The organism is Paenibacillus senegalensis JC66, from assembly GCF_000285515.1.
GTDB lineage: Bacteria > Bacillota > Bacilli > Paenibacillales > NBRC-103111 > Paenibacillus_L > Paenibacillus_L senegalensis.
The window spans coordinates 56,235-82,020 of the sequence record NZ_HE610962.1 but is presented as its reverse complement, the minus strand read 5'-3'; the positions used below and the strand labels follow the sequence as shown (position 1 = coordinate 82,020).

Annotated in this window: 19 protein-coding genes and 1 other annotated feature; of the genes, 13 read left to right on the top strand and 6 right to left on the bottom strand. The window is 49.5% G+C overall.

The annotated features are described in order from the left end of the window. The first annotated feature begins 616 nt into the window (after window positions 1-616). The 3 genes from PSHG_RS21395 to PSHG_RS21385 all read left to right on the top strand — a co-directional run bounded on the left by PSHG_RS21395 (window position 617) and on the right by PSHG_RS21385 (window position 4,228). Window positions 617-1,483, top strand: a complete 867-nt coding sequence (locus tag PSHG_RS21395; RefSeq protein ID WP_010277488.1) for a VOC family protein — start codon at window positions 617-619, stop codon at window positions 1,481-1,483. Window positions 1,484-1,565: 82 nt separating this feature from the next. Continuing rightward, window positions 1,566-1,810 (top strand) — a binding site (T-box leader). A 300-nt stretch (window positions 1,811-2,110) separates the two neighbouring features. Continuing rightward, window positions 2,111-3,412, top strand: coding sequence for a tyrosine--tRNA ligase (gene tyrS / locus PSHG_RS21390; RefSeq protein WP_010277485.1), 1,302 nt, complete (start codon window positions 2,111-2,113; stop codon window positions 3,410-3,412). A 153-nt stretch (window positions 3,413-3,565) separates the two neighbouring features. Beyond that, a complete protein-coding gene (locus PSHG_RS21385; protein WP_010277483.1) occupies window positions 3,566-4,228 on the top strand; it encodes an HAD family hydrolase in 663 nt (220 codons plus the stop codon). Between the two features lie 88 nt (window positions 4,229-4,316). On the opposite strand, the gene PSHG_RS21380 is transcribed toward PSHG_RS21385, so the two are convergent. Next, window positions 4,317-5,024, bottom strand: a complete 708-nt coding sequence (locus PSHG_RS21380; protein ID WP_010277481.1) for a DUF6273 domain-containing protein — start codon at window positions 5,022-5,024, stop codon at window positions 4,317-4,319. A gap of 624 nt (window positions 5,025-5,648) precedes the next feature. Between PSHG_RS21380 and PSHG_RS21375 the strand changes: the two genes are divergently transcribed. The 3 genes from PSHG_RS21375 to PSHG_RS21365 all read left to right on the top strand — a co-directional run bounded on the left by PSHG_RS21375 (window position 5,649) and on the right by PSHG_RS21365 (window position 8,275). Beyond that, window positions 5,649-6,515 (top strand): SMP-30/gluconolactonase/LRE family protein, encoded by an 867-nt coding sequence (locus PSHG_RS21375; RefSeq protein ID WP_010277479.1) that lies wholly within the window; start codon window positions 5,649-5,651, stop codon window positions 6,513-6,515. 205 nt (window positions 6,516-6,720) lie between these two features. Next, a complete protein-coding gene (locus tag PSHG_RS21370) occupies window positions 6,721-7,167 on the top strand; it encodes a hypothetical protein (protein WP_010277476.1) in 447 nt (148 codons plus the stop codon). A gap of 106 nt (window positions 7,168-7,273) precedes the next feature. Beyond that, a complete protein-coding gene (locus tag PSHG_RS21365; RefSeq protein ID WP_010277473.1) occupies window positions 7,274-8,275 on the top strand; it encodes a Gfo/Idh/MocA family protein in 1,002 nt (333 codons plus the stop codon). 233 nt (window positions 8,276-8,508) lie between these two features. Here the strand turns inward: PSHG_RS21365 and PSHG_RS21360 are convergent, their stop codons facing one another. Beyond that, window positions 8,509-10,032, bottom strand: coding sequence for an MDR family MFS transporter (locus PSHG_RS21360; protein ID WP_010277468.1), 1,524 nt, complete (start codon window positions 10,030-10,032; stop codon window positions 8,509-8,511). Between the two features lie 722 nt (window positions 10,033-10,754). Between PSHG_RS21360 and hflX the strand changes: the two genes are divergently transcribed. Beyond that, complete coding sequence (hflX, locus tag PSHG_RS21350; protein ID WP_010277463.1) at window positions 10,755-12,017, top strand: GTPase HflX; 1,263 nt, start codon at window positions 10,755-10,757, stop codon at window positions 12,015-12,017. Between the two features lie 84 nt (window positions 12,018-12,101). On the opposite strand, the gene PSHG_RS21345 is transcribed toward hflX, so the two are convergent. The 4 genes from PSHG_RS21345 to PSHG_RS21330 all read right to left on the bottom strand — a co-directional run bounded on the left by PSHG_RS21345 (window position 12,102) and on the right by PSHG_RS21330 (window position 16,871). Then, on the bottom strand, window positions 12,102-13,307 hold the full coding sequence (locus PSHG_RS21345) for a BNR-4 repeat-containing protein (RefSeq protein ID WP_010277461.1): 1,206 nt from the start codon (window positions 13,305-13,307) through the stop codon (window positions 12,102-12,104). Window positions 13,308-13,417: 110 nt separating this feature from the next. Next, window positions 13,418-14,968, bottom strand: coding sequence for an extracellular solute-binding protein (locus PSHG_RS21340; protein WP_010277460.1), 1,551 nt, complete (start codon window positions 14,966-14,968; stop codon window positions 13,418-13,420). Window positions 14,969-15,018: 50 nt separating this feature from the next. After that, entirely contained in the window at window positions 15,019-15,885 is an 867-nt protein-coding gene (locus PSHG_RS21335) for a carbohydrate ABC transporter permease (RefSeq protein ID WP_010277458.1), read from the bottom strand. Window positions 15,886-15,899: 14 nt separating this feature from the next. Then, entirely contained in the window at window positions 15,900-16,871 is a 972-nt protein-coding gene (locus tag PSHG_RS21330) for an ABC transporter permease (protein WP_010277457.1), read from the bottom strand. 427 nt (window positions 16,872-17,298) lie between these two features. Here PSHG_RS21330 and PSHG_RS21325 point away from each other — a divergent pair, with 427 nt between their 5' ends. From PSHG_RS21325 to PSHG_RS21300, 6 genes are all read left to right on the top strand, one after another. Then, a complete protein-coding gene (locus PSHG_RS21325; protein WP_010277456.1) occupies window positions 17,299-19,575 on the top strand; it encodes a helix-turn-helix domain-containing protein in 2,277 nt (758 codons plus the stop codon). Window positions 19,576-19,966: 391 nt separating this feature from the next. Beyond that, window positions 19,967-20,968, top strand: coding sequence for a beta-ketoacyl-ACP synthase III (locus PSHG_RS21320; protein ID WP_010277454.1), 1,002 nt, complete (start codon window positions 19,967-19,969; stop codon window positions 20,966-20,968). After that, window positions 20,958-22,193, top strand: a complete 1,236-nt coding sequence (locus PSHG_RS28585; protein ID WP_010277452.1) for an ATP-grasp domain-containing protein — start codon at window positions 20,958-20,960, stop codon at window positions 22,191-22,193. The genes PSHG_RS21320 and PSHG_RS28585 overlap by 11 nt, the downstream gene beginning before the upstream one ends. Continuing rightward, window positions 22,190-23,194 carry an NAD-dependent epimerase/dehydratase family protein gene (locus PSHG_RS21310; protein WP_010277450.1) on the top strand — a complete coding sequence of 335 codons (1,005 nt, stop codon included), beginning with the start codon at window positions 22,190-22,192 and terminating at the stop codon, window positions 23,192-23,194. The genes PSHG_RS28585 and PSHG_RS21310 overlap by 4 nt, the downstream gene beginning before the upstream one ends. After that, window positions 23,191-24,573 (top strand): F390 synthetase-related protein, encoded by a 1,383-nt coding sequence (locus PSHG_RS21305; protein ID WP_010277449.1) that lies wholly within the window; start codon window positions 23,191-23,193, stop codon window positions 24,571-24,573. Before PSHG_RS21310 ends, PSHG_RS21305 begins: the two co-directional genes overlap by 4 nt. Then, window positions 24,570-25,754, top strand: a complete 1,185-nt coding sequence (locus PSHG_RS21300) for a GNAT family N-acetyltransferase (RefSeq protein ID WP_010277447.1) — start codon at window positions 24,570-24,572, stop codon at window positions 25,752-25,754. The genes PSHG_RS21305 and PSHG_RS21300 overlap by 4 nt, the downstream gene beginning before the upstream one ends. Window positions 25,755-25,786 lie beyond the last annotated feature (32 nt).

The window sequence follows — 25,786 nt, the reverse complement described above, 5'->3', positions numbered from 1 at the left end:
TTGGCGGGGTTCGAAGGGCTGTGCGGAGTTCCAGGGCTTGTTGCCTGCACTTTGTACGAAATGTCGTACAAATGCATGTGGTTAAAGTGCGATTTCCGGAGATTTGTATGAAACGTCGTACAAATGCGGGGACTGAAGGGCGATTACCCAAGATTTGTATGACAAATCGTACAAATGCAGGGGATTGAAGGGCAATTACCCGAGATTTGTATGACAAATCGTACAAATGCCGGGGTTTAAGGAGATGCCATCAGTGTTTCAGACGAAATCTCGCAGCAAGTTATGTAATTGAGGCCGATTACCCGAGATTGCTCATCATGTGGGGCGTTTTATTTTCACAGAAACCCGCATACAATAGCCGCGGGCCCGAGGCGAAAAATTCGCCCGGATATACCCTTATAAGCAGCGGCTATTGACTAACTGAAACTATTTCAGTTATAGTAATAAGTGCTTAGTATTAAGGAAAGAATAGTGTTGACACAAGAGGAAAAGATAGCGTTGATATAAGGAAAAGGGCAGCATTGACACAAGGAAAGGGATAGCCTTGACATAAGGAAGGATAGTGTCAACATTAGGATCGAATAATCATCTATCAGGATAGAGGAGTTGGCTGGTAATGGCTTATGTGATTGCTCCTGATTTGGAGCTTGGACTGGTGTCCTTGAAGGTTTCGAATCTGGACCGTTCCTTGGATTATTATAGCAATGTCATTGGCTTAAAACTGCTGACTCGTGAAGGTACTCGTGCTGAATTGACGGTAGATGGGGATTCTGCACTTGTGGAATTGGTGGAGGTAGCCGATGCAGTGATCACTCCTCCGCGAACTAGGGCAGGCCTGTATCATTTTGCGATTCTAGTACCTGACCGCGTTTCCTTAGGCTTATGTCTTAACCATCTGGTGCAGCAAGGCGAGAGAATTGGCCAGGCTGATCATCTGGTCAGCGAAGCTCTATATCTGACGGATCCGGACGGTAACGGAATTGAAATTTACCGTGATCGTCCCCGGGAAACATGGCAAACGGACGCGGATGGTCAAGTGCGCATGACGACTGATCCCATTGATTGGGAGGGACTCCTTGCGGAGGCGGGGGCCAGTGCCCAGCAGTGGTCCGGCATGCCTGCCGGCACCAAAATCGGGCATGTCCATCTCCATGTAGGGGATCTGGAGCAGGCCAGACAATTTTATTGCGAGCTGCTCGGTTTTGAGATCATGGCCAATATGTCCAGCTGGGGTGTTCTTTTTGTAGCGGCGGGAGGATACCATCACCATCTGGGTTTGAATATATGGGCGGGACGGAATATCCCCGCGCCGCCAGCCAACGGGACGGGCCTTGGATTCTTTACTGTCTGCTTGCCCAACGCTCAAGCTCTGGATGAGATCGTTCAGCGTATTGAGGCGACCGGGATTGAGATATATCGGCGGGGGATAGCCTACGAGGTGAAAGACCCCTTCGGCACGTTCATACGGCTTCAGAGCCGTTAAGCTTTCGCTGTCTGGCCGCAATAAGTTAATCCCTCCGGTTTGACAGTACGTGATTCATAAGCTATATTGAAGCTAATATGGATCTAACATGAGGATGGGAAACGAGTAGTATTAGCGAGCTGTAGCCTTTTAGAGAGGCGGCGCTTGGTGCAAGCCGTCACACCGCCAATACGAAATACGCTCCCGGAATGCCTCGTCCGAAACCGTGGTTTAATTCAGCATCACGGAAGGTCAGGCCGGCTATCGTCCGTTATCCGATTCTTAAGTGGGAAGTGCTTAGCTTAAGCATTTTCAATTAGGGTGGTACCGCGATGACTCGTCCCTGTATTTACAGTGGCGGGTCTTTTTATGCTCGCTAATTTATGTAGGCAACGGCGCCCCCGGAAATGCTGTACAAGCCCGTTATCGCTTTGAATCGAGACGATTAACTCTTGCTGAGATATGGCTTCGCACGCCGACCCGGCAACCCGGTGCGGACGGAGTATAGCTGCAAGGCAGGGAGCAGTACAGTACTGATATGTTCTGGCTTAGCATTACGCTGGGACGTTCTAGCTTGGTTAGTGCTGAATCGCAGATGGCTGCAATCTAATAAACAAGGTCCAATGAAGAGGAAGGAGAGTCACACTAATGAGTACAGAACAAAATAAAGCAGGCGGATCGGTTATATCCCGGGGTGGTTTGCTGGAGGATTTGGAATACCGCGGATTAATTTATCAAATGACAGACAAGGAAGGGCTGCAAAAGAAAATGGAAGAGGAGAGCATTCTCCTTTATTGCGGTTTCGATCCTACGGCGGACAGCCTGCATATTGGCAGCTTATTGCCGATTTTGTGCCTGCGCAGGTTTCAATTGGCGGGCCACCGTCCAATTGCCCTGGTAGGTGGAGGAACAGGAATGATTGGTGACCCCAGCGGCCGTTCAACGGAACGCTCGCTCAACACCGGGGAGACAGTGGCCAGCTGGACGGAAAGCCTCAAGCGTCAGCTATCCGCTTTTCTGGAATTTGAAGGGGATCATGCGGCACAGATGGCCAGCAACTATGACTGGCTGGCGCCGTTAGATGTCATTACCTTTCTGCGTGAAGTCGGCAAAAATTTCACGGTGAATTATATGCTGGCCAAGGATTCGGTAAACTCGCGAATGGCTGACGGTATCTCTTTTACCGAGTTTAGCTACATGATCCTGCAAGCCTATGATTTTTATAAGCTGAACAAGGAGCAGCATTGTACGCTGCAGATTGGCGGCAGTGATCAATGGGGTAACATCACCGCAGGGCTGGAGCTCATTAACAAAATGGGCGGTGGGGAAGCCTATGGCATGACCATGCCGCTGGTTACCAAATCCGATGGCAAAAAATTCGGAAAATCCGAAAGCGGTGCAATCTGGTTAGACCGCAACAAAACGTCAGCCTATCAATTTTATCAATTTTGGATTAATACGGATGATCAGGATGTAGTTAAGTTTCTCAAATACTTTACTTTTCTTACGAAGGATGAGATCGAAGCCCTGGCGGTAGAAGTTCAGGAACGGCCGGAGCAGCGAGCGGCACAGCGGGCATTGGCAAGAGAGGTTACGGCAATCGTTCACGGCTGGGATGCGGTAGAAAGTGCAGAGAAAATTTCCAAGGCCTTGTTCTCTGGGGAGGTTAACGAGTTGAGTGAAGGCGAATTGGTTGAGGCGTTGGAGGATGTTCCTTCGACCACTTTGGAAGATCATGAAGAGATATCTCTGATGGATTTGGTCATGGCGGTCCAGGCGGCTCCGTCACGCCGGCAGGCTAGACAAGATATCGAGAGCGGAGCGGTATACGTGAATGGTGAGCGGATGTCCGGACAGGATGCGATGATTACTAGAGAGCATCGTTTGCACGGTAAATATATCGTTCTTCGCCGCGGTAAGAAAAAATACTTTTTGGCACGGTTTAGTTAAGTCGAGGTGGAAGCAAGAACGGAGAGGCACAAGGAAAAAGGAACAACTGTGAAAAAGAGGATTGCAAGTAGAGCAAAAGTAAAGAAGTAGAGCAATACGAGCACCAGTAGAGCAAATAGAGCAAATAGAGCAAAAGAAAGAGAGGGACGCACTATGATCAAAGCGATCGTGTTTGATTTTGATGGAACAATCGTGGATACAGAGACCGCTTGGTACTATGCTTTTCAACAAGCTTACGAAAGCTGTGGCGCCGAGCTGACATTAGAAACCTTCGCTCAATGTATCGGAACCAGTCATGACCATTTTAACCCCTACGAGTACATCAATACGCTGCTGGAGAAGCCTGTAGATGCAGACATTTTTAGAAAGCAAGTGCATGATCGGCATTCCGTGCTTATGGAGAACGAAGCACTGCGTCCCGGGATTATTGAGATTTTACAGGCTGCCCGGGCAGCCGGCTTGAAGATTGGCTTGGCAACAAGCTCGAAGCGGGAATGGATAGACAAGTATCTTGAGCTGCACAACTTGCAGGACTACTTTGAGTGTATACACACAATGGAAAATGTGAAGAAGGTGAAGCCTGATCCAGAGCTGTATAACCAAGTCCTGGATTGCCTCGGTGTAAGGGGGGATGAGGCCATTGCTTTGGAGGATTCTCCTAATGGTGCCAAAGCTGCGGTGCAAGCCGGCATGTACTGTGTGGTCATTCCGAATTCTATTACCAAGACTCTTCCATTTGGTGAGGTCCATTTGCGGGTGGATACGCTGGAAGGAATGGATTACGAATCTTTATTCACACAGACATTCAAAAAGTAGAGCAGAAAAAGCCAGAAAAAGGGGAGGAGAAGGGCGTGTGCGAGTGAGCGTGACCATGAACATGAGCATGAGCATGCTTTCTTCTCCTTCAACGTTCGATAGAAGGTAAGCGGGGGAAGTTCATAATTAAAGCAGGGCGTACGCCGTCACGGGCTAGGCTGACATTCGCATAGCTGCGAATGCTGCAGCTTGGACCAACAAAGAATGCGCGCGAAGCCTTGTTTCCTTGTGTTCGCAGCCACCACCAGGAACAGCCAAACTCTTCGCCGTTTTGGATGATATAGTTTTTTTTGTCTGTTTTATCATAGACGTATAAACTGCATCCATCGGATTTTTTCTGCTTCGCAAAGTCTGTTCCAATGGCGCGCAGCCAATCCTTGCCAAATAAAAGAGAGAAATCCTTTATTTCGGCAACGCTAGGCAAAAAAACCTTGTCCTGCGTATCCGGACTGCCCTCCCCGTTGTCTGCGCAATGAGTCGTTTTTATAAGCTCCTTTTCTGTGGCATTGAAGGCGGTGTTATAAAATTTACCGTTCAGCCACATGCGTAAATCACAGTCACGCCATGTAATATCTACAGCATCACGCCAGGCAATATCTTGGCTAGTGCCGTGGTACCGCTTGCAGTCTAAAATATACTCGCTCAAAATAAACAAACTACTCCCCGAGTTTTGGAGAACACGCCATGTTATCGGCAGTTCTACACCGTCCTCTGACTGCGGATACCTGCCAAAAGTAATGATTTCACCAGGCTTTATGCTCGGGTTCGGTGCGAAAGCGAAATTGCCTTTTTCCAAACGTTCTCCTCCTTTCCATCATTGATCTTACGATCATTTATGCTGCACGAATTTCCAATTATATGTCCAGAATCCTTATGTGGACTGCTAGTATATCACAAATTTTGTTGCTATAGTATGAGTTTCCGCATGGGAGCTCTGCGAGTTGCCGGGCGCGATGTTCGGCTGAGTGTCCAGCGGTAAGCAGTGCCATGGTACCGAGCGCGATGTTCGGCTGGGAGTCTAGCGGCAAGCTGTGCCATGGTACCGAGCAGGTTTCCAACGCTAACGCTCATCCTCGCTCTTATTTGTGACAAAAAGCCCAGAAAACGGCGATTTGAAACAAAGCAGGGACGATGGCAAGCGTTACAATTTTTCCACCCCTGATTTTGCTCAAATAAGGACAATGGCGAGCGCTACAAATTGAGGCAGTCTGCAAACGTCCGCGTTTGCCCGCAGCAAATGGATGTAAAACAGAAATAAGCGGGCTTCTTTATTCTTTATCTGCTGCGGTGAATCATGGCTTGACAGTATGAACGGACTAGGGAACAATAGCAGTGTTGGGGAACACAGACGGTTTCATTCATATCAGCTTCACTGCTAAGATGCAATAGGAGACTACGACAGTCGGAGGAGGAGCTTTAAATGGAAGTGATATCTGGAATTCATGCTGAATTAGGTGAAGGACCGGTTTGGGATGATAGACGGCAAGTGCTGTATATGGTAGATATTTCAGGAAAAATCATATATGAGTTCAATCCGCAAAACTCCAACGTGCAAGCGTATCCTACGGAACAGATGGTTGGCGCTCTCGTTCCTCGCGAACAGGGGGGCTTGCTGCTTGCCATGCAGCAAGGATTGTATACATACGATTTGGATATGAAGCAAACGGACTGGATTGGGGATCCTGAAGCGGGCCGAGAGGATAACCGCTTTAACGATGGCAAATGCGACCCGGCAGGAAGGTTCTGGGCGGGAACCCTATCTATGGTTGGCAAGAAGGAGCAAGCAGCGTTATATCGTTTGGACACTGATGGCACTATCACCAAGATGATCGATGCGGTGTCTTGTTCTAATGGTCTAGCCTGGAGTTCCGATCATCAAACGATGTATTATATTGATACTTTGTCGGAGCGGGTCATGGCCTATGATTTCAATAAAACAACAGGAGATATAAGCAATGGACGTACAGTGATTGACTTCACTGATCAGCCCGGGCTGCCGGATGGCATGACGATCGATGCTGAGGACTGTCTTTGGATAGCTCACTGGGGCGGCTGCCAAGTTTCCAGATGGAATCCTAAGACCGGAGATAAACTGGCCAGCATAGAGCTTCCCGCACTTAACGTCACCTCTTGTACTTTTGGCGGGAAGAATTTGGACGAGCTGTACATTACGACTGCCTATGAAGGAATGTCGGAGGAAGAGCGCCGTCAATATCCCAAGTCCGGCTGCCTGTTCAAGACCACACCTGGCGTTACAGGAACTCCAGCATCCTTTTACAAGGGATAGTTTAACGGGTAATAGCTGCGCCAGAAACTTTTTACAAAGGATTTGTATGCTAGTAGCTTCGGCCAGTTTATACGGGTAGCTAGAGGAAATGTGTTAAGCTGGAGGGGAAAGGGTCGACAGTGGGAAGTGTTAAAAATCCAGCATTCTCGATTAACCGCCCTGATTTACTGTCCTCATGCGAATAAAGTAGAGATGGAGCTTGGAAATGAAAAAACTCACTTTCTTTATATCGACAGGTGTCATGGCGCTATTGTCCTGCTATGCCCTGTTTTGGATGACGCGTGGGTATATTGCTGCTATAGAGGATCGTTTTGCCAATCCGGCTAGCTTCGAGGCTATGGGGATTGTCGCTTTTGGCGCTCCCTTCTTTCTGTTTTTTGCCCAGGCGCTGCTGCTTAGTCTGATTTATGGCATGTCTGTCCACGGGAAGAGGTCGGAGGCCATGGATTGGAAGTTTATTGCAGGAAATAAAGGGCCGCGCTTTTTGAATGGATTTAAGCTTGTTTTGGCTGCTTTCCTGCTCTTTGCCTGGTGGCTGTTATTCACCTACGACGTCATTCCTTTTTGGTGCGGTCTCGTCGTAGCGATTACACTGCTATGCTATTCAGTATGGATGCTTCAGCTTATCCGCGAAAGGCTGCCGGACAAGTGAACTATACGGATAGGATAGGGCTCATCCTAAACATTATTACCAGGCACTGAATTCGGATTGAAGCCGATAAAGGAACGCAGAATTCGCTGAAGGAAGTGGAGAGTTGATGATACGATTCGGTGTGATAGGAACGAATTGGATTACAGAGGCTTTTTTGCAGGCGGCCAGCGGGGTGGAGGGCTGTCAGCTCACAGCCGTCTATTCCCGTACGGAAGAACGGGCGCGGCAGTTTGCCGAGAAGCATGGTGCGCCTTATTGGTTCACTGATTTAAAAGCGATGGCTGCAAGTGACCAATTGGATGCGGTTTATATCGCCAGCCCTAACGCTTTCCATGCTGAACAGGCGATATTGTATATGGAGCATGGCAAGCATGTTTTGTGTGAAAAACCTATGGCGTCCAACGTACTCGAAGTGCAGCAGATGGTGGCGGCGGCAGGTAGAAATAAAGTGGTGCTGATGGAAGCTCTTAAATCAACGCTTACTCCCGGATTTGCCGCTATTCAAGAGCAGCTGCCCAAGCTGGGTACGATTCGCCGATATTTTGCCAGCTATGGCCAGTATTCTTCACGCTATGACGCATACAAGCAGGGCAATGTGCTGAATGCGTTCAAGCCGGAGCTGTCTAACGGTTCGTTAATGGATTTAGGGGTATATTGCGTCTACCCGCTTGCCGTTTTGTTTGGACGGCCGGAGAAGCTGCAGGCTAACGGGCTGAAGCTAACCTCTGGTGCAGACGGTCAAGGAAGCCTGCTGCTTCATTATCCCGATATGGAAGGCGTTATTCTTCACTCGAAGATTGCACATTCGTACCTGCCTTCAGAAATTCAAGGTGAGGATGCGGCTCTCGTCATTGACCGCATCAATGATCCGCAGCATATAACGCTTCATTACCGGGATGGTTCGAAGGAAACTGTGTTTACCCATGAGGAAAATACGGACCCAGCAGTAAGCAATACGATGGTGTATGAAGTTCAGGAGTTTGTTTCGCTTATTCGCAAGGGACAGTTGCAGTCTTCCGTTAACAGCCATCTCAGCTCCTTAATCGCAGCAGAAATGATGGAGGAAGCGCGGCGTCAGTTCGGCTTGCGTTATCCGGCCGACGAATAAGCGGATTAGATAACTTAACTGGGAATCGGCTATTCAGCTATAGTAAAAGCAAGCTCCAATGCGGTTGAGCGCATGGAAGCTTGCTTTTTATTGTGACAAAGCACATTGGCCGCTTGCATCACTCAGAGTGTGCCCAGGCATAAAAGTTGCCTTGGCAGCGCTCGAGGAGGCTTGCTTTAGCCAAGGCCGCTTGCTGCACTCCAGGGTGTATGCTAAGCGTTGTTTTAGCTAATTTACTGTGCCGATTCTTTCATTTCTTGCGACGTTTTAACTCTGGCATTTCCCATAAATAAGATGATTACTGCGGCGGCAGCGATCGGGACTAGAGAGAGGGTAAACATCAGGGTAATCGATTCCGACATCGCCTCGGTGATGATCCGCAAAATTTCTTCCGGAATCTCGGCTCTAGTTTCCGGCTGAAAAATTTGCTGCGGATCCTCAAGCCGTCCCGCGAAAGCCTCTCCCCCCGGAAATCCGGCAAACTCCTCTGCCAGCCGCTTGGTGAAGGCGTTCATCTGGATCGCACCGAAGATTGTCACGCCTACCGTCATTCCAAAAGAACGCAGGAAGGAATTGGTGGAATTCGCCGACCCCCGGTGCCTGGCGCCGAGATCATTAATGGACGCCGCCGGAAGCAGGGGGAAGGAGAAGCCAACGCCAAATCCCGCCAGGCTCATATAGAAGGTCAGGCTTGCTCTTGCAGTATCTGCTGTCATATTTCCGAGCATGAACATCCCGATAAAGAAACAGATAATAGAGACGATGAGCAGATTGCGGAAGCTAACCTTGGTCTGCAGCATTCCGCCAATCATGCTCCCGAGAACGGAGCCAAGCATCATCGGAGTCAGGATGAAGCCGGCGTTGGTCGCCGTACCGCCATATACCGCCTGCACAAAAATCGGGATAAAGATAGTGAGAATGATGAAAGTGGCGCCATACAGAAAAGCGAGCAGCTGCGCTGTGGCGAACAGACGATTTTTGAACATCCAAAACGAAATGATCGGTTCCTCGGCCCGCAATTCAGCTATTACAAACCCGACGAAGAAAAGACCAAACACAGCGAATAAAGTGAGAATCGGTGCGGAATTCCACGCATAGGGCTCGCCGCCCAGCTCCAGAGCGAACATCAGGCTGACCACCGCGATAACAAGGGTAAAAGCTCCCAGCCAGTCGATCTTCTGCTTCGCCGTTTCCAAGCTTTCCTGATAGTAACGGATAATCAAATACAAGGACACAATTCCAATCGGAACATTAATGTAGAACACCCAGTGCCAACTGATGGCATCTGTAATAACGGCCCCGAGTAATGGACCCATCACACTGGATAGGCCGAACACGGCTCCGAACAAGCCGGTCATTTTGCCTCTTTTTTCGGGGGGGAAGATGTCGAAGATGATGGTAAAGGCTATCGGCATTAACGCCCCTCCGCCAATCCCCTGGATCGCGCGATAGAGAATGAGCTGCTCCATCGTCTGGGCCACTCCGCATAAAATAGAGCCGAGCAGAAACACTATGAGGCCGAACAGAAAAAAACGTTTGCGTCCGTACATATCTGACAGCTTGCCATAAATCGGCATTCCGGCCATCACTGCGACCATGTAGGAGGCGGTTACCCATACAAATCTGTCGTAGCTCCCCAGGTCCGCTACTATGGTGCCCATTGCTGTCGCCACAATGGTGTTATCCATAGCAGACATCAGAATACCGAGAAGCAGTCCGGCAACTACATAGTTAGCCGATGATTTGGATACCCCCATGCGATTTCTCTCCTTAATTGTTATAAATTGAATAGTATCATCTTTACCCCATAGAAAGAGGGAGTATTCCCCTAAAATAGCATAAATTTGCTAGATCAATCAATTTTATATTTCGGAAAGAACAGTTATAATGATTTTGTCAATTTGCATGGCTGCTGCTGCGCGTGTTACAATGCAAATAACTTAAGGAACGGAGGGTTGTCTGAACAATGGGAATATGGCATATCAGATTTCGTCATACTGCTTTGTGCGCCTAATTGCATAATGCTCAGTAAGCTCTGCCTGCGTGGAGCGAAACGGGATCGGTCTGCCCATTGGTTAGGATAACCTAATTCCATGAAGGCAAGGCTAGGCTGTCATTTTCCGGCCTGCCTCTGTTGTTGTTTTATCTTGGCTCAGTTTGCTTATGGCTGTTGTAAGGCCGCTGAGCGAACAGCGAACTCGGACAGTGATCCGCTACTTGGATAAAGCAGCCATTCGGACAATCATGATAATCAGCCGCCAAGCGGAAGAGGGACGCTCTCGTGCTTCCTGTCTTTTGCAATTGCCGGATGATCAGTACCTTCCCGCCAACCGCTGCAGGCAGCCGCCTGCAGTTTTTTTGATTTAGACTCACTTGCAGCAAGCAATTTCTGAAGATATCGAGAGCTCCCTATTATTAATGAATACATCTAATGAGCAGTTTATTTTTAGCACTATATTTCAAGGAGGGAACACAATTAATGGAAGCTATGCGAAAAGCAATCTTGGTCGGTGTACGGATAGATGATGAGGTAGAGTCGTTTGAACACTCTATGGAGGAACTGGCTAATTTGGCAGCTGCCTGTGACATCAAAGGGGTGGGACAGGTCACGCAAACTCTGGAGCGCGTCAATCCTTCCCACTATATAGGAAAGGGTAAGGCGATGGAGGTGAAGGAGCTGGCCGCAGCGGAGGAAGCGGAGATCGTCTTGTTTAATGATGAGCTGTCTCCTTCACAAATTCGCAACCTCGAAGCGGACCTGGATTGTATGGTTATAGATCGGACGATGCTGATTCTGGATATTTTTGCAGAGAGAGCGAAAACAAGAGAGGCTCAGCTTCAGGTTGAAATTGCCGAGCTGCAGTATCAGCTTCCCCGTCTCGTCGGCTTGAGAGAATCGCTCGGCCGCCAGGGGGGAGGAGCAGGTCTGAAAAACCGCGGCGCCGGGGAAACGAAGCTGGAGCTGGACCGCCGCAGAATCGAAGAAAAAATTACAGTTTTATCAAAGCAGTTAGAGGAACTCGTGGCACAACGGCAGGTTCAGCGCAAGCAGCGCCATAAGCAGGCGCTTCCATCTGCAGCCTTGGTCGGGTATACAAATGCCGGTAAATCTACATTAATGAATGCCATGATGGAAGTGTTCGAACCAGCCAAGATCAAGCAGGTATTTGAAAAAGATATGCTGTTCGCCACCTTGGAAACCTCTGTGCGCAGTATTACGCTGCCCGATAATAAAAGCTTGCTGTTAACGGATACGGTCGGGTTTGTGAGCAAGCTCCCCCATCATCTGGTCAAGGCGTTCCGCTCCACGCTGGAGGAGGTTGCCGAAGCGGACCTGCTTATTCACGTGGTGGATTGCTCCAATCCCCACTATAAGGAAATGATGGAGATTACCGAGCGAACGCTTGCGGAGATTGGTGTGAAGGATATCCCTATTCTGTATGCCTACAACAAGGCCGACCGCCTGGAGATGAGCATCCCTAAAGTCGTGGAAGAGGGCGTCTATCTTTCCGCTAGACAGCGTATAGGGATAAAGGAGCTGACAGCATCTATCCGGGAGCGGCTGTACCGGGATTATGTCTCTTGCGAGCTGATAATTCCTTATCAACATGGGGAGATTGTCTCTTACTTTAATGAACGGGCCAATGTATTGGAGACCGTTTATGAAGAGGAAGGGACCCGGCTTGTTCTCGAATGCCGGGCCAGTGACCGGGACAAGTATAAGGAATACCTGGTGAATTAAGCACTAGCAATGGACATAATGCCAAAACTAAAAAAAGCCTCTCATCCTCAGTATCCTAAATACCGATGATGAGGGGCTTTGTCTTTACTCGATGACTTGCATCATGAGTGACGTGCGGTAATCTGTATAATGAGTATATTCGCCCTTCATCCAAAAGAGCATAGCAGGGCTTCCCTTTGGTCCCCGGCTGATAAAAGGGCGCACGTTCAACTCGCTTGAGGAAGAAGTAACAGCCTCCGAATGCCAGCTAATGCCGTTATCCTCAGTGGACCAGCGTTCAATTTCAAACGCTCCGTCCTGCAAACGCGACAGATAAACCATACCAGGATCACGCGGATCAAGGATGAGGCCGCCCGAATAATAGGGCTCCCGTTCAACGGCTCCGTCCGGAGTTTGCGGGAACCAGTGACCCGCCGCTGCAATCTCGTTCGTTATCCACTGCCCGTCATCCCAGCGGCTGTAGTAATAACGATGATCCGATTTGGAGGCGAAGACAGCATACACCAGGACGGGATTGCCCTCCTGATCGGCGGCGACATCCCAGATCCAGCAGTGCTTGCCGCTTTCGGGATCAACGACCGTATCCATCTCCGCAATAGCAAGGGGCAGCTCAGCGGCTGTTTTAATGATAGAGCCGTCCGCACGATAATAGGCGTTGTTGCGATAGCAGGCGTAGTGGATGCCATTGCTAGCTTCTTCGTTGGGATGACCGTCTGTACAAGCGAAATGAATGACGGATTCATTATCGGAAGCGAATTTAATATAAGGGCGATTTCCGCGATCCTCGATAAGGGGCCGCACCTCTGACCACTTCCCGGAGCCGCAATCATCGGTGATACTGAAAACCGGCTTGAAATTGCCGCCCCTCCAGAACAGGAACAGACGCTCCTCTGCCTGCAAATAAACCGGATTAGGGTAGGTATATCCTTTGTTCCCCTCGCTGTTGGCCGGCAGGCGCCGTTCCTCTCCGAATTCATCTATCGATTCGGGGGAGAGCGCGGTGCGATAATACATCGCTTTGCCGTTATGAGCTGAGTAGAAAACAGTTAGATATCCCTCGCTATCCATCCAGAGGGAGGGGCTAGCGTGGTCATCCTTTTGCAGGGCCGGCTTAAGCAGGGATGACTCACTTATCCATCCGCGGTCATGATCATAGCAGCCGACTCGGACATCGCCTTCCGAGGTCAGCCAGCCGACATAGGTTCGGCGGTGCTTTCCCGCAAAATAAACAGCCCGCGGATCGGCAAAGAAGCACCAGGCGCCGTCTTTAGTCATGGTCTTCGTTTCCACAGCAGAGTTAGGCCTCCTTGAAAGCTTGACTAATGTTTCGTCATTTTGGCATCAGCAGCGGGGCAAACACCGGGGCTGCCCATCATTATTGGACAGCCCTTGAAGGTGTGTTATTGCAATCTATTGTAGGCTTCCTTAACAAATTCCATCAGCTGATCCAGGCCCAGATTTTTTGCTTCAGCTACGTAGTCATCCCACTGATCCAGAGGGCGCTCTCCCAGAATAAAGCGGGTGATTTGCTCCTGCATATGCTTTTCAATATTCGATTGAAGCAGGGTCACTTCGTTTAATTCACTCTCGTTGAACTGAGGGTTAACAATATACTGGCTGTCATGCTGTCTTGCCAGATCGTAGGCAGCTCTTTGTTCCTCCGAAGCAGGCACAAGATGGGCGTCATAATCAAACCAGGTATAGGTACCGTTGGTAGCAAGCCCGGTTTTCTTACGAACATCGGTGACATCGGCGTATTCCGAACGCAGCTTGCGCTCCCCGTTCTCCGTCACGTATACGACATCGTCTTTGCCCCAGCTTAAAATCTCTTTTCCTTCTTCAGAGTAATACCAATCCAGTGCCCGGAAGGCTTCCTCGATTTTGTCGGATTTGGAGGAAACGGTGAAGCCTGCCTGCAGAATGTGAGTATGCGGATTTACAGCAAAGCCAGGCCGTCCTTCAGGCGGAGTCATGAACGCCAGATTAAAGTCGGGGTTCTGCTCCTTAAGCGGCAGATTGAACAGATCCAAGCGGCCAATATAATCGAGAAGGATAAAGGTCTTATCGTTGGACACCATATCCTGCCACTGCTGCACGTTAACTGTCAGCCAATCAGGAGGAATAAGGCCTTCCTCGTACAGGGTGTTAAAGGCGGCGACCAGTTCCTTAAACGCGTCCTCAGTCGGTCCGTAGCGGACTTCGCCTGTTTCTCCGTCGAGGAAGAAGTCGTTATGCGTTCCAAATTGCGGGGAAGTGAAGCGCAAAATTTCCAGCGCGTTTCCACTGCGGAAGGCAAATGGATAGCTGTCCGGATAAAGCTGCTTCAGCTCACGAGCCACCTCAATCAGATCATCGTATGTCTTAGGTGTTTCGATACCATGCTCTTCAAAAACATCCTCGCGATACATCCAAATAATGCGGTTCGTTTCTCCGAATCCTTCATTTGGCAGCATATACATTCCGCCATCAGCGGCCAAAGTCGCCATTGTAATTTCCGGGTATTGATCCATCCACGCTTTCAGGTTAGGCATGACATCAATATAGTCCAGTACGTTCGCCAGGACGCCCTGCTGGCCGAATTTGTTCGCTTCCTGCCGGTTGGAGAAGAAAGTGATGTCAGGCATGCTGCCGGAGGCGACGTTCAAGTTAATCGTATCCTGAAGCTCGCCTGATGGAAGCTGAACGTTAAAGGTAGCCCCGGTATGCTCCTCGATCCAGTCCCAAACGACCCAATCTTTGTTGTAGGGCCAGTTGGGATGATCGACCATCAGCATGGAAAAGTTGACTTTTTCGGCTGCTTCGCTGCCAGGGGATTCCCCGGGCGCTTGGCTGGCGCCAGGCGTGCTGGACGGAGTTCCCCCTGTACCTGAACCCGAGCCGCCGCTGCTGCAAGCAACAGCCAGCGAGCTCAGCACAATGACACTGGTTATTGAAGTAAGCTTCTTCTTCATGAATAACCTCTCCCTTTTTAAATGTTTTAGAGTTTATGAAAGAAACAATATTACCCCTTGACCGCTCCGATCATAACCCCTTTGACGAAGTACTTTTGCAGGAACGGATAGATCAAGAGAATGGGTACTGTGGAAACCATAATCGTTGCGAACTTCAGCGATTCCTCAACGATTACGCTGTCGGAGCCAACGGCGGCCGTATCAGCCTGGTTGGTCTGACCGGCTAAAACAATATTTCGCAGAATGACCTGCAGCGGGAACAAATCGGGATCACGCAAATATAAGAGAGGGAACATAAAGTTGTTCCATATGCCTACCGCGTAGAACAAGCCTATGGTGGCAAAGACTGCCTGGGACAGCGGCACGACAATGCGGAAGAAGATGCCGATGTCGGTAAGGCCATCCATCTTGCCTGATTCCTCCAGCTCCACAGGGAAATTGGAGAAGAAGGTTCTCATAATTAGCAGATTCCAAGTGCTGACGGCCCCGGGTAAAACCATGGCCCATATAGTATCCATAACTCCAAGCTCTTTAACAACGAGGAATGTAGGGATCATCCCGCCGGTAAAAAACATGGTGAAGATAATAATCAAGGTGAAGCCCCGGTTGAACAGCATCGCTTTTTTGGCCAAAGCATAAGCTCCAAGAGAAGTCACAACGAGAGAGATAGCGGTTCCCAGGGTGACGTAGATAAAGGTGTTCCAGTAGGCTTTGGCAATACGCGGATCACTGAGCACTACCTTATACATGTCCAGGTTGAAGCCTTTAGGAAACCAGGTGACCTCTCCTCTCAGCACATAAATATTACGGCTTAAGGAAACAGCGGCCATGTGCACAAAAGGATAGAGCGTAACCAGAACGACTCCAAGCAAAAGAATGACGTTTAATACTGTAAACCATGTAATTTTTCGCCGCATAAGTTAGCCCTCCTTTACCATAAGCTCGTTTCCGAAATTCGCCGGCTGATCGTATTGGCCGTATAAATAAAGATCAAGCAGATAACACCAGTAAACAAATCAATTGCTGCCGCATAGCTGAAGTTTCCATTGATCAATCCTGTTCGATACACATAGGTGCTTAATATGTCCGCAGTAGCGTAGGTGGCCGGCGTGTACAGCAGGAATACCTTCTCGAAGCCGATTTCCAGCACGCGGCCGATGTTCAGGATCAGCAGAATAACAATCGCAGGAGCTATGCCCGGCAGCGTTACGTTAACCAGCTTGTTCCAGCGGTTAGCCCCGTCAATTTCAGCAGCCTCATAAAGAGAAGGATCGATTGCGGTGAGAGCTGCCAAATAAATGATTGCCTCCCACCCGATGCTTTGCCAAATTTCCGATGCTACATAGATCGTACGGAACCACTCAGGACGAACCATAAAGTTAATGGCCTCAAAGCCCAAAGACTCAATCATTTTGTTAATAATTCCGCTTGATGGCGACAAGAACATTACAATCATACCAGCAACAACGACATTTGAAATGAAGTGGGGCAGATAACTGACGGTCTGCACAAAACGTTTGAACAGCACATTTTTCACTTCATTTAGTAATAAGGCCAACAAGATTGGCGCCGGAAATCCGAAGACCAGCTTATAAAAGCCCAGCAGAAAAGTATTGCGCAGCAGAATCCAGAAATCAGGGCTGTTAAAAAACATTTCATAATACTTAAAGCCCACCCAGGGACTATCCCAAATCCCCCGGTAAAGGTTGTAATCTTTAAAGGAGATTACGATGCCACCCATAGGCAAGTACTTAAAGATCAAGTAGTACAGAAAACAGGGAACGAACATTAGCAGCAAATATTTGCTGTCGTTCAGCTTCCGCAACCACCTGCTAGTTTTTCGGCTGCTATCCGGAATGAGCTCCGGGCCGGGGACATTCCGGCTTAATTGGTTGTCATGCATCCTGCACTCCCCTCCCAGTCATTTACTTCAGCATTTTGCACAAATTCTCATAAGAGCCTTTAGTCAGACAAAAAAGAGGTCAAAACTTTTTTGTTCCGTTCGTCTCCATCCTGCTGCTGCGGCTTGTGGTTTGCAGTGAGAGCGAATTATGCAAAATGCAATCGAATGTAAACGCTTACGATATGTTATGATGTTTATCGTACACGGATTTGCCTTTCTTGGGAATCGTCTGTATTGGCGCTTTTTAACGGTTTTGCGAAATCCATAAAAGTGACTAGTATTCGTAAATCTGTGAATAACCGGTAAACTAGCGGTTTTGCAGGTTTTGCAGATCTTTTCCTTGAAGTGTTTATTTTTGGCTTCTCGGATTCGGCTCTTTCATGTAATATAGAAGAAAAAGTTTGAAGTGCTGGGGGGGATATCGAGTATGAGAAGATTTTTTCCCGTAAAGTTGAAAACGTTTTCCCTGCTGATAAGATTGCTTCTCGGGTTTCTTACTGTCATTCTCCTACTGGTTTCCTTTAACTTCTTGTCCTTTACTTTTTTTCAAAACAATATCCGCGGGGAAATCATCCGAAATAATGAGCAAAATACCGAGTTTACAACTAAAAAATACGAGGAACAGTTTACACTCATACAAAAGCAAATTTATTCGCTTTACTTTAACGAGCATGTTACCCGCATGCGCAACAGCCCGGGCAACGCCAAATTCGAAGCGCTTGACATGATCCGGTCGGAAATCGCCAGAATTATAGACAATCCGCTGTTATATGTGGACAACATTTTTCTCGTATTCAAGGACAATGGTTTGACCTTAAGCAAAACGGGCACTACAGAAAAGAGCAATCTATTTGAAAAGTTTTATGCCAGTCCCGACTATCCGGACGAATTCTGGAGCGAGCAGTTCCAAGGAAGCTATAGCTCGGCCTTATTTGCCGCTTCTGTCTTCTATGAGCACCCGTTTTACGATCACGGTGAGCCCACGGCGAAAGGCTTGTTTATGCCTTATATTGTTAAGCACTACCAGCAAAATGATTTCTACATTGTAGCTATGCTGGATGCGAACAAGATGTTTAACGCCTTCAACAGCTCAGCGAATTCGAGCTTCTACATTATAGATGATAAGGGAACGCCGATTTATCCTGCTGAGGCATCGGGGATAGAGCTTGCCGAGCTTGCGCTGCCCGCTGATCAGACACACATTCATCAGGATAATACTTATTATTTTTACCGAAGCGGCGGGGACAGCAAGCTAACTTATTTAAGTATAGTTCCCGGCAAGCATATCTCTTCCCAGGTCTCCCAGCTGAATATGACCTTGCTAGTCCTGCTGGCGCTGGCTCTTATTATCAGCTTGTTCGTCTCGATAATCTTCAGTATCCGCTTCAATAACCCTATTCAGCAAATTGTCGGGGCTATCCAGCAATGGAACGGGAGAAATGTGACGGTCCGCACCGGTATCCGGGAATTCGAGCTGATTGGCAGCAAATTGAATGACATGCTGCGGACGAACAGCCGGATTGAGAGGGATTTGGCACAAAAAAATGAGCTGCTTGCGCCCTACAGCTATTTGAACCGGTTGAAAAAAATTTATATGGGCCCGCATACGGCAGCGGAAAGTTTGCCAAAAAACCGGCCCTATCAATTTATGATTTTTGAAATTACGTACAAGGCATTATATTGGGAGGAAGTCAGGGAGGACGCTGATCGTTCTACTTATTTTATTCGCGAAACGATCGATCGCAGCGTCTCGACTATGTACCCGCACTCACTGACGTTTCAGGTTGAGAACCGGCAGATCGTCTCGGTTGTTTACGAGCCGGATCCGGCCGCCCAGCAGGAGTGGCTGGATATGCTGCTCTCGATTTTAGGCAAGGATTCATCTTACTATTTCTTTACCATTTGCCTTTCTCCCATGTATCCCGCGGGTGCCGATTTTACGACCGCTTACGAGGAAACTGTAAAATTATTGCAGGAGCGGCAGCTGAATGAGGAGACACAGGTGCTAAGACTGGCAGATAGAAGCAGAAAATCCGCTCATCTGTTTACCCCGGATCAGGACCGCCAGTTCGATGCTCATCTGGAGGCGGGAAATTCGCAGCGGTTGTTGGAGCAAGTGGACCGCCATCTGCTTTCCATGGAGCGCAAACAGGCTACGGTTAAGCAGTTTAAAGAATTTGCCGTCGATATTGTACAAAAGGTGCGCAAGCTGTTTCATGCCAGGAGACTGGATGAACAGATGATTGAAGCGGCAATCAGCCACTTGCATGCGGTAGACAGTTTCTACTCGGTAAAGCAGTACCGGATGTTTTTTAGCCAGCTGTTGATCACGGCCTGCGAAACAATAGGGATGAGCAAGGAATCCGAGGATAAAATTACCGATTTTGTACTGCAGTATGTGGAGAAGCATTATGCTGAGGATATCACCTTGGACATTGTTGCCAGCCAGTTGGCGATTACTGGAGGGTACTTATCCACTTACTTCAAAGAGAAAACCGGGAAGAACTTTGTTGATTACGTCAACGAGGTCAGAATTCGTGAAGCACAGCGTCTGCTGTTGAACACCAACAATAAGATTCAGGAGGTAGCGCTTAATTCCGGTTATCAGAATTTGAATTCCTTTAATCGGATGTTCAAAAAGCTAAATGGGGTAACCCCTCGGGAATTCCGCAAGATGCATTTGCAGACGGCAGGCGAGGAGTAGCAGAAGCTGAACCGGCTATGAACGGATGGAAATAGCGGCGGGCTATTCAACTGCTTCGCAATCCCTGCGGAGAGGGAGTAAGCCACGGGTAAAAAGGAGGAGCAACTGCCCTCCTTTTTCTATGTGGCGTGTGAAAGGGACGAGCCCCTCATCCCCCTTTTTTATCCGGTATTGATCAAATTCCTAACTATATAGTCAGAAAAAACGAACCATTTTCGGTTTGCGTACGTATATCGTATATCAGTATTTTGCATTCAAACGAAAATAGCGTGAAGCAATTTCATAATGCCGCCCGAGCTTTATGAAACCTGCCTCACTGAAGTAAACGGATTCAAAGAACAGTCCTTCAGACATAATTGAACTGAAACAGGTAGAGAAACGGAGGAAAACCATGCAGCAAACCCGTCAGGTAAAAATACTGGGTACAGGCAAATACATGCCAAAAGCAGTGGTTACCGCGGCTGAAATGGATAAAAAGTTGGGCCAGCCGCCGGGCTGGTCGGAAAAAATATCGGATGTCCGCCTCCGCCATTTTGTTGACGGAGAGACAGCATCCTACATGGGAGCCCAGGCAGCGAAAGCAGCGCTTCTTCAAGCTGGGCTTGAGTGGAAGGATATCGACTGCATAGTTTGCGCAAGCGGGACAATGGAGCAGCCGATACCATGCAATGCCGCATTAATGCAGCGGGAGCTGGGAACTGCGGCCGCTGGGATTCCGGCTTTTGACATAAATACAACATGTCTCAGCTTTTTAACTGGACTTGACGTCCTTTCCTATATGATTGCGGCCGGGCGTTATCGGCATGTGATGCTTGTGTCCAGCGAGATTGCTTCGCTAGGTTTGAATTGGTCGAACAAGGAAAGCGCAGTCTTGTTCGGGGATGGCGCAGCTGCAGCCGTAATCGCTCCGAGCGAAGAAGGGGAGGGCTCCCGCATTCTCTGCTCGCGGATGGAAACCTATGCCGAGGGCGCGGCATGGTCGGAAATTCGCGGAGGGGGCACGAAGCTTCCGGCAACCCGGTATAACTTAAGCAATGAAGCCGACTATTTGTTTCACATGGATGGCAGAGCCATCTTTAAGCTGGCTTCACGGCTTCTGCCCGATTTTGTGCAAGCTTTGCTGCAGCCTAGCGGCTTCAGGCTCGCCGACATCCGATTGGTGATTCCCCATCAGGGAAGCGCGGCGGCGATGCGGCTCATTCTCCGCAAGCTAAGAATAGCCGAGGAGCAGCTTATGTATATCACCCCGAATCATGGGAACACGATAGCCGCTTCCATTCCTATGGGGCTGCATGAGGCGATCAGCACCCGGCGCATCGAGAGGGGCGACCTGGTGCTTTTGCTCGGCACCTCGGCTGGTCTATCGCTTGGGGGCCTGCTTCTTGAATATTAGCAAGCGCAATGCCGGGAATTCCCGGATTACGGTGCTCGTGACTGGCGCCCGTTCGCCGGCCGCCTTGGAGTGGGCTCGTCTGTTCAACGCCGCAGGCTTTAAAGTGCTTGCGGCGGATAGTGTGCCCACGTCATTATGTGCTGCTTCCAACTCTGTAGAGGCGTATTACCGGCTTCCGCAGCCTAATGCCTGCCGAAATTCTTACTTGCAGGCGCTGGAAGAACTCATTGTGGCAGAATCGGTCGATTGGGTATGGCCTACCTGTGAAGAGATTTTTCATATTGCTGCCGGGCTGCAGAGGCTGTCCGCTTTAGCGATGATATTTACCGAGCCGCTGGAGAAGCTCCATGAACTGCATAACAAGTGGCGCTTTATTCAGAAGCTCGAGCAATGGGGCTGGACAGCTCCAGAAACATGGCTTTTTGATGATCCCGTATCTTTGCAAACATTTTGTTCATCGTTTTCAAGCGGCGAATTGGTGATTAAGCCGGTCTATTCACGCTTTGCTTCCCGCGTCCAATTTTACGATGGCAGCCCTCCGGCTTTTCTGCCGGGAGAAGTCTCATCACATACGCCTTGGCTTGTACAGCGTGCCATCCGGGGAAAGGCATACTGCACCTATAGTATTGCTGTACAAGGGAGGCTGCTCGCTCATTGCGCGTACACGGCTGAGTTTACGGCCGGCCAAGGAGCTTCTATAGCTTTCACAGCGGTTGACATGCCTGAACTCGAACAATGGGCAGCGGATTTCGCCGCCAGGGAGCGCTTTACCGGCCAGCTTGCCTTCGACTTTATACTGACCGCAGACGGAGTGTTGTTTCCGCTAGAATGCAATCCGCGCGCAACAAGCGGCATTCATTTATTTCAGCCGGACGATTCCCTCCCGGAGCTTTTGCGCAAAAGTCTGCCCCCGTACCAGCGGGAGGATCCTGAACCAGTCAAGACCCGAGAAAAGACAGCAGCTTGCCCGGCTCCGGGGCGCTTAGTGGCCATTCGCCCGGCTATGCTGCTGTACGGGTGCGCCCAGATCCGCTCCTTTAACAGTCTTTCCCGCTGGCTTGCTTATATGTTCAGGGGCAGGGACGCGATTTTTCGCTGGCAGGATATACGCCCCGCTTGGAGGCAGCCGGGCATGATGCGGATGTTTTGGCAGATAGCGCGTAACCGCCGTGTTTCCATACTGGAGGCGACTACAATGGATATTGAATGGAATGGTGAACCATGAACGTGCTCGTGACCGGAGGAACCGGATTTTTAGGCCGCCGTTTAGCTTTGCGTTTGCAGAACAGCGGGCTAGATGTGACAGCTGCAGGCCGTAACATGCACATTGGCAGACGGCTCCAAGAGGAAGGCATTCGCTTTGCTGCTGCCGATTTGCGGCTGCGGGAGGAAGCGGAGCCGCTTATTAAAGGGCAGGACGTAGTTTTCCATTGCGCTGCCCTCTCTTCACCGTGGGGAAGATATGAGGACTTTTACGAGAGCAATGTCCTGGCAACTAAGTGGTTGACCCGGGCATGTCTAAGCGGCGGGGTGTCCCGTTTAGTGTATGTGTCCACGCCAAGCGTATATTTCAACTACAAGAATCGGCTGGATATAAAAGAGGACACCCCCTTTCCGCCAAAGCCCGCCAATCTGTATGCCAAAACTAAAATAATGGCGGAGCAGATCGTTGACCGGGCCTCAGCCGAAGGGCTGCCGGTGATTACAATTCGCCCGCGGGCTTTATTCGGACCGGGGGATACTACAATTTTACCGCGGCTGATTGAGGCCAATGCCAGGGGCAGGCTGCCCCTTATCGATGGCGGCAGGGCACTGATTGATGCCACCTATGTAGATAATGTAGTAGATGCTCTTGTGCTTGCTATGAAAGCGCCGGCAGAGCTGAACGGCCGTAAATACAATATTACGAATGGAGAACCGCTTCCTTTCAAGCAGCTGCTGGACAACCTGTTCACCAAGCTCGATCAGCCCATGCGCCCGATCCATCTTTCTTACCGCAAAGCGATGATAGCCGCAGCGTTTATGGAAGGGTCCGCCCGGTTGTTTCGAAAGAATCGGGAGCCGCAGCTTACCCGCTATACGGTTGGTGTCATTGCACGGAGTCAGACGCTGGATATCCAGGCTGCTATTCAGGAGTTGGGCTATCGCCCTTCAATAACGATAGACGAAGGACTCGACCGTTTCGTACAATGGTGGAAGGAGCGGCGTGTGGAGGGAGCATTATGATAAGGAGCGGGCTCATACTGCTTTATTATTACATAAGGACTTTGGCGATATCACGCTGGACCGATCGCAAAAAGCTGGAGCGGTGGCAGGAAAAAAAGATCATGCGTTTATTGAACTATGTCTCCAGAAAATCCCCATATTACAAAAAATTAATCGATAGAATATGTCCCGGACAATGGCGGGAGCTTCCAGTTATAGATAAGAGGGTAATGATGGAGCATTTCTCCGAGCTGAACACGGCAGGCATTGACCGCCAAGAAGCTTTCGAGGTGGCCATGGAGGCGGAGAGAAGCCGGGATTTTTCTCCAACCCTTAAAGGAATAACAGTAGGCTTGTCCTCCGGAACAAGCGGCCATCGCGGGCTGTTTCTCGTCAGCCGGAAGGAGCAGGCGGCATGGGCGGGGACCGTACTGGCCAAAGTGTTGCCTGAACCGCTTTGGCGGCCGCAGCGGGTTGCCTTTTTCCTGCGCTCTAATAGCAATTTGTACAGCAGCGTGCGGCACGGTCGAATGAAATTCCGTTTTTTTGATTTGCTTGAACCGGTGGCTTCCCATATTCAGGAATTGAATCACTACTCGCCAACGCTGCTAGTAGGGCCGCCTTCTTTATTAAGAATGCTGGCGGAAGCGGCTATGCGGGGGAGCTTAACGATCAGGCCGAAGAAAATTGTTTCGGTCGCGGAAGTATTGGATCCGCTCGATGAAAAGATAATTTCACAAGGCTTCGCCAAGCCTGTTCATCAAGTGTATCAATGTACAGAAGGTTTTCTCGCTGCAACCTGTGAACACGGCACCCTGCATTTAAACGAGGATATTGTCTATTTTGAGAAGGAATATTTAGACAGGGAAAAGGGCAAGTTCGTTCCGATCCTGACAGACTTTTCCCGCTTCTCGCAGCCCTTGATCCGATATCGGCTTAACGACATACTGACCGAAAAGAAAGAGCCATGTCCATGCGGCTCCGTCTTTACAGCCTTGGAACAAATTGAAGGCCGCTGCGATGATTTGTTCTATTTAAGAGCGGAGAGCCCTGCGGAATCGGATGGCCTGATTGTCGTATTTCCTGACTATATCCGCCGGGTGGTGCTGGCTTGTCCAGGTATCGAGCATTATGCCGTCATTCAGCATCAGGTGGAGCTATGGGAGATACAGCTGGCGCTGGAAAACACCGGTGATTCTGCTGAAGAGGATCGTTCGGATAGTCCCCCAAGGTCAGCGGTAGAATCACAGATCCGCGCGGAGATTGCCCAGCTGTGCCAGCAGCTCGGAGGCCTTATGCCGACTCTACAGTTCACGGAATGGTCCCTGGAGAATGAGCAGGCGACATTGTCTGCACCTCCTGTGAAACGCAAACGGGTGGAAAGGAGATTTCCTTTATGACGACAAAATCATCTCCGTCCTCTGCGGCAGACTCTTCTGTACACCTGTACGGGCCAGAAAACATCCATCAATTGGACTGGCCCGCGCACGAGGATGGCCAATACGCCCGCCTGCTGCTGCTTCCGTGGATGAAAAACGGAGCTGCTCATTATATTGATAATGTTGAGACTCTCCTATATGTAATACAATCCGGACACACTCTGCTGCCTGTAACCGTTAATGAGCAGCAGTACACCAACAGTTATGTATGCTCTCCGTACACTCATTATATAGCTTATGCAGCCGAGGAATTGAGAGAGCTGAAAAGCCCGCTGCTGGAAGCGATGCTCCGTCCTTTTCTAAAATTGATGGGTGCGGCCGCTGTTCGCTCACAGATTAACCGTGCGGTCTGCATCAATAACTGGCTGCTCTCAACCAATCTGTATCCCCGGCTTGAGCCGTCACAAATCAGCAGCATGACCGCGGAAATGCTTAAGCGGTTTCCCGATCATGCTATTCTATTTCGCTCGATTAACCCACGCTGCTATCCTGACATTTATAAGGCGCTTCTCGATAATGGCTATCGCATGATAGGGAGCCGTCAAGTATACTTGTTCCAAGGGAACGGCTCCAATGAATTGTCATCCAAAGCAAGGTGGCTCATTAAACGCGACGAGAAGCTTGTGGAGAAACAGGGGTACGAAGTGATTCGCCGGGATCGTCTGGGCCCGCAGGATGCAGCTCGAATCTGCGAGCTGTACCGCATGCTTTATTTGGAGAAGTATTCGCTCCATAATCCGGTTTTCAACGAGCGGTTTTTCGAGCTTATGCTGGAAACGGGGGGCTTGGAATTGATTGCTCTCAGGAAAGCGGGCAGAATTGATGCCGTGCTTGGTTACTACGTACGCAACGGCATCATGACAACTCCGGTGTTCGGGTATGACACGAAGCTTCCGCAGGAAGCGGGGTTATACCGGATGCTTTCCGCTATACTCATTCGTGAGGCCGAGACCCGGAAGCTGTGGTTAAATCAAAGCTCAGGAGCGGCGGAGTTTAAGCGCAACCGCGGAGCAGTAGGGGAAATCGAATATACAGCTGTTTATGACCGGCATCTTCCCGTGTCTAGAAGAAGCGTATGGGCTATGCTTGAAGCGATTATTAATCGGGCCGGAGTCCCGCTCATGCAAAAGCGCAAGCTGTAAAGAGCGGTAACCGCCTGCTTACGAATAGGAAC

Coding starts and splice junctions, on each gene's coding strand:
- PSHG_RS21360 (WP_010277468.1), bottom strand. CDS start 10,032: ATGGGGGTATCCAAATCATCGGCTAACTATGTAGTTGCCGGACTGCTT.
- PSHG_RS21335 (WP_010277458.1), bottom strand. CDS start 15,885: ATGCGGCGAAAAATTACATGGTTTACAGTATTAAACGTCATTCTTTTG.
- PSHG_RS21325 (WP_010277456.1), top strand. CDS start 17,299: ATGAGAAGATTTTTTCCCGTAAAGTTGAAAACGTTTTCCCTGCTGATA.
- PSHG_RS21375 (WP_010277479.1), top strand. CDS start 5,649: ATGGAAGTGATATCTGGAATTCATGCTGAATTAGGTGAAGGACCGGTT.
- PSHG_RS21330 (WP_010277457.1), bottom strand. CDS start 16,871: ATGCATGACAACCAATTAAGCCGGAATGTCCCCGGCCCGGAGCTCATT.
- PSHG_RS21310 (WP_010277450.1), top strand. CDS start 22,190: ATGAACGTGCTCGTGACCGGAGGAACCGGATTTTTAGGCCGCCGTTTA.
- PSHG_RS21395 (WP_010277488.1), top strand. CDS start 617: ATGGCTTATGTGATTGCTCCTGATTTGGAGCTTGGACTGGTGTCCTTG.
- PSHG_RS21370 (WP_010277476.1), top strand. CDS start 6,721: ATGAAAAAACTCACTTTCTTTATATCGACAGGTGTCATGGCGCTATTG.
- PSHG_RS21365 (WP_010277473.1), top strand. CDS start 7,274: ATGATACGATTCGGTGTGATAGGAACGAATTGGATTACAGAGGCTTTT.
- PSHG_RS21320 (WP_010277454.1), top strand. CDS start 19,967: ATGCAGCAAACCCGTCAGGTAAAAATACTGGGTACAGGCAAATACATG.
- PSHG_RS21300 (WP_010277447.1), top strand. CDS start 24,570: ATGACGACAAAATCATCTCCGTCCTCTGCGGCAGACTCTTCTGTACAC.
- hflX (WP_010277463.1), top strand. CDS start 10,755: ATGGAAGCTATGCGAAAAGCAATCTTGGTCGGTGTACGGATAGATGAT.
- tyrS (WP_010277485.1), top strand. CDS start 2,111: ATGAGTACAGAACAAAATAAAGCAGGCGGATCGGTTATATCCCGGGGT.
- PSHG_RS21305 (WP_010277449.1), top strand. CDS start 23,191: ATGATAAGGAGCGGGCTCATACTGCTTTATTATTACATAAGGACTTTG.
- PSHG_RS21385 (WP_010277483.1), top strand. CDS start 3,566: ATGATCAAAGCGATCGTGTTTGATTTTGATGGAACAATCGTGGATACA.
- PSHG_RS21340 (WP_010277460.1), bottom strand. CDS start 14,968: ATGAAGAAGAAGCTTACTTCAATAACCAGTGTCATTGTGCTGAGCTCG.